Here is a 5055-nt window from a genome sequence, read left to right as displayed (position 1 = left end):
GCAGGGAAGGGGACGCCCAGTTGGGCCCAAAAAAGGAGCGTTGCCTGTTAGATTACCTTTCGATCTTCTTGAAACGATAAGAGAAAATTCGGCCGGAAATCTATCCTATTTCACTGAACAGGTTTTTCGGGATTATTTTCAAAGAAAAAATATTGATATAAAAAAAATAAAATATAATGATAATTAATATATTTTAATATCATATTTTTGGAGAGAAATTCATGGCGTTCTCATTTCGGGCCGAAGAGAAGCATGAAAAAATTCTTGAAGAACTCTGCGTTGAACTTGCAATGAACTCCAAGAGCAAGGTCTTACTCAGGGTAATCAATTTTCGGTAATCACTACCCTGCTTTGCTGGTCAATTTTAGATGGCCAGTCAAGAAAAGGAGCTTATTGCTGCAAAAAATGCGATTCGTCAAGAATTGGAAGCTGAGGCACGGTTAACAGGTTTTTTTTTCTAAAATTATTAAAGGCTTTTTAATGAATAAGACGGATGATCGATATTCAATTGTAAGACGAATAGATTGGATAAAAAACAATTTGTTAAGCGGTCAACTGTTTAATTGCAGCGACTTAGCTGCTAAATTTGATATCTCCACCAGAACAGCACACAGGGACATATGTTTTGTTCGGGCAGAGTATTTTAAAACTATCCTTAAATACAATACAGCAGATCGCTCTTATTATTTAGAGCCGAAACAAGAAGAAGCTGTTGATGGAAGATAAAAAATATGGATCAACTCATACCCTAAAAAATGTAAGGCGAAGAACAGGCTTGAAACAGACATTTTTCGGCATGATTTTGGGTATGAGTAAAGATGCAGTTTCCAGAATTGAGAACGGACATCGACGAGAAACTGCCATACATACAGAGTTGATAAGCCTGGTAGCTTTCCTGGTTGAGATGGGGTTGCTAGAAAAATATGTGCAATGGAGATTTCATTTAAATACTCCAGCTCCAAAGGTTTTCAAATAGAAATATTAGTACTCCATTGGTCTATTTTTGGTGAAACACAGAAGAAAGTGTGTGAGTTGAGCCGAACTACCCAGATTTCTTTTACTTTTCCCATTTTTAGAATATGATCGTCGTAGACGGTATACAAAGATATCTCAGCAACTTAAAGAGGAATGAATGACACTTACCAAAGCAGATCTAGTTCAGCAAATTTATCAAAAGCACGATAATCTGACCAAAGCTCAGGCCGCCGAAGCGGTTGAATCGTTTCTTCGTTTGTCCAAAGACGCTCTTATCAGTGGATCAGATCTCCTCTTGAGCGGATTCGGAAAGTTTAATGTCAGGGATAAAAAGCCTCGCCGGGGACGCAATCCTCAGACCGGTGATGACCTCATGCTTGAGGCTAGACGGGTTATAACTTTTAAACCATCCGGCACGTTAAGGGATAAGGTAAACGGTTCCTGAAATCGAAAAAATACACATTAAAGATCTGCGAACGGGTATAACTTTACTGTGTATAACCTGGAGTAGCACGATAATTGAAACAGCGCCAAGAAAGGTTATCATGTTTTCTTCTGGCGTAAAATATACGTTAGTTTAATGCTTTATTACTCTGTCTATTACCCCTTTGTCGATGTGCGATAATAAATTGATGAACCTGGATGAAGTTAAGAATTGAAGTTAAAGATGAATTAATTGTATCTCTTCCTTGAAAAAATGATTGGACATTATTATTGTTGGAAATAATTTATAAAGTATTTTTATAAATACCAATTAATAATAATTAAAGAGGACTGTAGATGAATGATTTTTTAAGAATAATTACCCATGCCCGTCGGTTTAAAAGTGCACTGAAAGAATTGGGTGTTGAGCAGTTAGAAGAAGTTAAAATCAAACTTCAAAAAATTATAGATGATCGAATTGCCGAGGAAAAGGCAGCGGAGGTCGAGAATGCCGAGAGAAATGAGAAAATTCGCAAGATACGTGAATTGTTAGTGACAGAAGGCATTGAACCAGATGAATTACTTGATGACTCTTCACAGAAACAGGGCAGAAAAACAATGCGTCAGCCAAAATATGAGATCTGGAATGAAGCGGGAGAGCATATTACCTGGACCGGGCAGGGGCGTATGCCTAACTCCTTTAAGGCCCGTATCGAAAGCGGCGAATCTCTCGATACCTTTCTCATTGATCAGTAATCCTGCAAAGTAAGAAAGTAAAAAACAGAGGTCTCTTCATTGCAAGTTGTTCTGAAAATGAAAAGACCTCATCTTTTTTCTTCAAACCCCATCCCTAATCGTAGTGCCCAGCAATAATGACGTCCAACCCACAAGATAGCTTGCTGGCGGAAATACTTTCATAATCAAGTCGTTGCAAATATCCTTAGCGTCTTAACCAGAAGATTATGCAGGCTGTCCACGGCCTCGGACCCCTGTGAGGCGAGACTTCTATAAACTGCAACTTCCATAGGTTCGAGCGGCCCTAATCCATGATTACTTCCAAGAATTTCCAAGTGGTCCGGTACGCTGCACTGGGTTAGTACCGCCACCGCCAAGCCACTTTCAACTGCTGCAATCTGACCAGCCAAACTGGAACTGTTGTACACCACCCTGTATCGACGCCCCTGCAAGGCCAACGAATTTATGGCGCTGCGGTTGGCAAGACTGGCAGCTTCATATCCGGCAATAGGAAGCGGATCACGCCTCCATACCTGGAATTGGGTGGACCCTACCCACACCAACGGTTCATGAAACAGCAAGGTTCCTTGTCGGGAATTCTCCCTTGAGACCAGTGCTAGGTCTAGATCGCCACTCTCAATACGAGGGATCAACGAGGTTGATTGCTCGCAGTTCAGTTCAATTTCCACTCCGCCATGATGCGGAGCAAAACGTTTGAGGACGGGAGTCAGGTACTTGGCGGCGTAGTCATCCGGGACACCTAGGCGAATGCGACCGGTCAACTCCTCACCGAGAAACGCGGCCTTGGTTTCAGCATGCAAGTCAAGCAATCGCCGAGCATACCCCAACAGCAATTGCCCATCGGCAGTGAGTTGATGCTGCCGTGGGCCTCGAACCAACAATTGGCAACCCAGTGCATCTTCAAGTTTCTTGAGTTGCATGCTCACCGCCGATTGAGAACGGTGGACCCCTGGGGCAGCACCCGACAAGGATCCCGCATCTACCACGGCGACGAAACATTTCAACCAGTCAATCTGGAGATCTTGGAAGGCCAAACTCTTCACACTCCTATTAGAATTTCGAATAATAGATAGCTGAATTATGCGCTTTTCTTTTTCTTTCTTCAAGAGGATAGTTTGGCATGAGCATGCGTTAACACCATTGAATTGAAGAGGGATGGACAATGAAAGACACCAGTTTTTTGAAATACATAGTCGCCTTGATTCTGTTCGGCTCCAATGGAATAATCGCGAGTTATATTTCCATGACGAGCTACGAAATAGTCTTCACCAGGACATTGATCGGAAGCCTCTTTCTGATCCTGATCTTTTTCTTGTCCAGGCAGAAAGTGCAGGCCTGGAGCAAAAAACGACATTTCCTGTATCTCGTGACGTCCGGCATGGCAATGGGGGCATCTTTTATGTGCCTCTTTGAATCGTATGTGCAGGTTGGCGTCTGCATTTCGACTCTTGCCTATTCTTGTGGGCCAGTAATTGTCATGATGCTTTCCCCGATCCTGTTTAAAGAAAAAATGACCGTGGTAAAACTACTGGGTTTCTTTGCCGTGGTGTTGGGTATGGTCTGTATCAACGGATACTCAATGTCACAAGGAACCTTATCCATGGGAATTTTCTACGGGATATCGGCAGCATTCCTGTATGCGGTGATGGTGGTTTTCAATAAAAAAGCCGCGAGCATCACAGGCCTGGAAAATCCGATGTTGCAACTGCTGATAAGCTTCGTAACGGTTGCTGTTTTTCTAGGCCTGAAGCAAGGGCTTGTACTTCATCTCGACCTTGAGGATCTGCTGCCCATTTTGCTGCTTGGAATCGTCAATACCGGTGTTGGTTGCTATTTTTACTTTTCATCCATCGGCCAGTTGAATGTCCAGACGGTGGCAATTTGTGGCTACCTCGAACCGCTTTCGGCACTGGTGTTTTCAACCATGTTTTTAGGAGAAGCGTTAAACTCCTTGCAATGGCTTGGATCTGCATTGGTATTCGGCGGCGCGGCGTTTGGTGAACTGTATGGCAAGATAGGGCAGGGGTCGGAAGAGGTCTATAGAGTTTAAAACGAGCAGCTGATAATTTTGGTTCATCCGACTGAACGATGACAGAAACCGCCTCAGTCAGTAAATTGATGGGACTATTCACAATGGGCTTGTTTAAGGTGATTCCTGGTATTATCAAACAACCCTCAGGGAGGTCTGCAGAAGATGTTTCCTGACCTGTTTGCGTCACAGCGGTAGTGTAAACTTCAGCGAAAGGACAATTTCCATGTGGGTCACCCTGCCAACCTCAACGCCCGAGAAGAAAGTAGTGTCGGGCAAACGGCACTGCGGGAATGGAGCAGGAAAGTATTCCCTCCGGAAGACGACGGAAGATATTGGTTGCAGTTTAGAAATCGAGCTGTTCGACAGACAACCCCATGGCCTTGGCTATTTTTTTCAGACTGGCGCGGCGCGGTTTGGCGCTGCTCTCCATCTGGGCGTAGGCTCCCTGTGTCATGTTTGCCCTTGCCGCAACCTCGGTCTGGGTGAGTCCGAGGTGTTCACGCCAGGCGTGCATCGGCGACCAGTCGTGATCGAAGGTGAGATTGACGACTTCGTTGGGGACAAGGTTTTCCTGGCGGTCGCGACTGGCCAGCCAGTCGGCATAAGGTAGCACCACGAATGCGGGAGCACCGTTGCGGTCGTGGATGATTTGGATATCAGTATGTACGTTCATCGCGTTTCTTAACCTCCTGGATTTCGACGATGCCCACCTCGCCGTCATAGTCGAACAGCACCCGGTAATGACCGACCCGTAGCCGGTAGCCATACCGGTGATTGGTCAGGGCCTTAACTCCCTGGCAATCGGGCATACTAGCCTTAATCAATGAGACTATTCCTGAATTTTGTAGAGATCTTACAACAAAACAGTT

At 44.5% G+C, this 5055-nt stretch carries 9 protein-coding genes; 6 read left to right on the top strand and 3 right to left on the bottom strand.

All coding sequences use genetic code 11. The annotated features are described in order from the left end of the window. The 5 genes from ACYQ8U_RS22590 to ACYQ8U_RS22570 all read left to right on the top strand — a co-directional run. Positions 1–187: hypothetical protein (locus tag ACYQ8U_RS22590; protein WP_459947820.1), on the top strand; the 187-nt coding region annotated here is incomplete at its 5' end. Positions 188–480: 293 nt separating this feature from the next. Next, entirely contained in the window at positions 481–726 is a 246-nt protein-coding gene (locus tag ACYQ8U_RS22585; RefSeq protein WP_459947819.1) for a hypothetical protein, read from the top strand. Beyond that, the gene (locus tag ACYQ8U_RS22580) at positions 716–976 is read left to right on the top strand and encodes a helix-turn-helix domain-containing protein (RefSeq protein WP_459947818.1); all 261 of its coding nucleotides are present in this window, start codon (positions 716–718) and stop codon (positions 974–976) included. Before ACYQ8U_RS22585 ends, ACYQ8U_RS22580 begins: the two co-directional genes overlap by 11 nt. A gap of 156 nt (positions 977–1132) precedes the next feature. Continuing rightward, positions 1133–1420 carry an integration host factor subunit alpha gene (locus ACYQ8U_RS22575; RefSeq protein ID WP_459947817.1) on the top strand — a complete coding sequence of 96 codons (288 nt, stop codon included), beginning with the start codon at positions 1133–1135 and terminating at the stop codon, positions 1418–1420. Between the two features lie 335 nt (positions 1421–1755). Beyond that, positions 1756–2154: an H-NS histone family protein gene (locus ACYQ8U_RS22570; protein WP_459947816.1), complete on the top strand. Its 399-nt coding sequence runs from the start codon at positions 1756–1758 to the stop codon at positions 2152–2154. Positions 2155–2318: 164 nt separating this feature from the next. Here ACYQ8U_RS22570 and ACYQ8U_RS22565 read toward each other — a convergent pair whose 3' ends face one another. Further along, positions 2319–3188, bottom strand: coding sequence for a LysR family transcriptional regulator (locus tag ACYQ8U_RS22565; protein ID WP_459947821.1), 870 nt, complete (start codon positions 3186–3188; stop codon positions 2319–2321). A 128-nt stretch (positions 3189–3316) separates the two neighbouring features. On the opposite strand from ACYQ8U_RS22565, the gene ACYQ8U_RS22560 reads away from it, so the two are divergent. Further along, a complete protein-coding gene (locus tag ACYQ8U_RS22560; RefSeq protein ID WP_459947815.1) occupies positions 3317–4204 on the top strand; it encodes a DMT family transporter in 888 nt (295 codons plus the stop codon). 325 nt (positions 4205–4529) lie between these two features. Here the strand turns inward: ACYQ8U_RS22560 and ACYQ8U_RS22555 are convergent, their stop codons facing one another. Both ACYQ8U_RS22555 and ACYQ8U_RS22550 read right to left on the bottom strand, forming a co-directional pair. Beyond that, complete coding sequence (locus ACYQ8U_RS22555) at positions 4530–4859, bottom strand: helix-turn-helix domain-containing protein (protein ID WP_459947814.1); 330 nt, start codon at positions 4857–4859, stop codon at positions 4530–4532. Beyond that, positions 4843–5055: type II toxin-antitoxin system RelE family toxin (locus tag ACYQ8U_RS22550; RefSeq protein WP_459947813.1), on the bottom strand; the 213-nt coding region annotated here is incomplete at its 5' end. The genes ACYQ8U_RS22555 and ACYQ8U_RS22550, both read right to left, overlap by 17 nt.

The organism is Desulfocastanea catecholica (assembly GCF_054657295.1).
This window is presented reverse-complemented; position numbering and strand designations above follow the sequence as displayed.

What these genes read in the sequence shown, in the direction of transcription:
- ACYQ8U_RS22585 (WP_459947819.1), top strand. Translation starts at nt 481, where the DNA reads ATGAATAAGACGGATGATCGATATTCAATTGTAAGACGAATAGATTGG.
- ACYQ8U_RS22580 (WP_459947818.1), top strand. Translation starts at nt 716, where the DNA reads ATGGAAGATAAAAAATATGGATCAACTCATACCCTAAAAAATGTAAGG.
- ACYQ8U_RS22575 (WP_459947817.1), top strand. Translation starts at nt 1,133, where the DNA reads ATGACACTTACCAAAGCAGATCTAGTTCAGCAAATTTATCAAAAGCAC.
- ACYQ8U_RS22570 (WP_459947816.1), top strand. Translation starts at nt 1,756, where the DNA reads ATGAATGATTTTTTAAGAATAATTACCCATGCCCGTCGGTTTAAAAGT.
- ACYQ8U_RS22560 (WP_459947815.1), top strand. Translation starts at nt 3,317, where the DNA reads ATGAAAGACACCAGTTTTTTGAAATACATAGTCGCCTTGATTCTGTTC.
- ACYQ8U_RS22555 (WP_459947814.1), bottom strand. Translation starts at nt 4,859, where the DNA reads ATGAACGTACATACTGATATCCAAATCATCCACGACCGCAACGGTGCT.